The organism is Streptomyces durbertensis, from assembly GCF_014156695.1.
Lineage (GTDB): Bacteria > Actinomycetota > Actinomycetes > Streptomycetales > Streptomycetaceae > Streptomyces > Streptomyces durbertensis.
In genome coordinates, this window is sequence record NZ_WMLF01000830.1 from 1 (window position 1) to 1056 (window position 1056).

The following is a 1056-nucleotide window of genomic DNA, read 5'->3' on the forward strand; positions in this document are numbered from 1 at the left end:
CCTCAGCGCCCGCAACACACGACGAATCAGGAGAACCCGCATGATCGGCCTCGTGCTGGCCGCCGGGGCGGGGAGGCGGCCGGCACGGGGGATGCGGCGCAGCGGCCGGGCGAGGAGTTCGGCGAGCGGGCCGCTGTCGGTGAGGGTGTGGAGCGCGGCACCGGCGTGCGCGGTGCCGCGCGCGCCGGCGTACGAGCGGCGCAGGCGGCCGGCGAGGGTGTAGAGCGTCGCGGGGATGCTGGCGAGCAGCAGCACGACAAAGGTGGTGCGGGGGGTGGTGAACGCGGTCAGCGCGGCGATCAGCGCCCAGCGCTCCCCGATCGGCAGGACGATCATGCGCCGGGGCCAGACGGTCCAGCCGGGGGCCCGGTCCGGGGGCGGGGTGCTGGTCCGCCGGTTGTCACTCTGCTGAGCCGTCTGAGGGTGGCCGGTTTGGTGGTAGGAGGCGTCCATGACGTGGCGGACCGTGAGCAGCGCCATCGCGGCCAGCGCCAGCACCCAGACGTCGTCACCCGAGCGGGCGGCGCCCAGCGCCAGCCCCGCGTAGAAGGCGTACTCCTTCGCCCGGTCGAAGGTGGCGTCCAGCCAGGCGCCGACGCGGGAGTAGCGGACGGCGTAGCGGGCGAGCTGTCCGTCGGCGCAGTCCAGCACGAAGGAGAGGAGCAGGAGGAGGGCGGCGGCGACGTAGCCGGGGCGGGTTCCGGTGGCGGCGCAGGCGGCGCCGGCCAGCGCGACGACCAGGGAGGCGGTGGTGACCTGGTCGGGGGTCAGTCCCCGGCGGGCGCACCAGCGGGCGACGTGGCGGGAGTAGGGGCTGATGAAGAAGGTGGTGAAGAAGCCGTCGTGGTCCTTGACCGCGGCGCGCAGCCGGACGGCCTCCTCGTCGACGGCGTCGACGGCCCGCAGGGCCTCGGCGCGGGACGCGGCGTCGGTCGGCACGGTGGCGACCAGGGGGCCGAGCTCCGGGCGGCGCACGGCGACGCCGCCGCGTTCGAGGGCGGCGGCGAGCGTCCCGGTGGGGTCGTCGGCGGTGGGGTCGGTGGGCTGTCTCTTATA

At 75.7% G+C, this 1056-nt stretch carries 1 protein-coding gene; it reads right to left on the bottom strand.

Going from position 1 to position 1056, the window contains the following annotated elements:
- Positions 1-1056, bottom strand: a 1056-nt coding sequence (locus GL263_RS27135; protein ID WP_182858376.1) for a CDP-alcohol phosphatidyltransferase family protein, incomplete at both ends; no start/stop codon positions are given.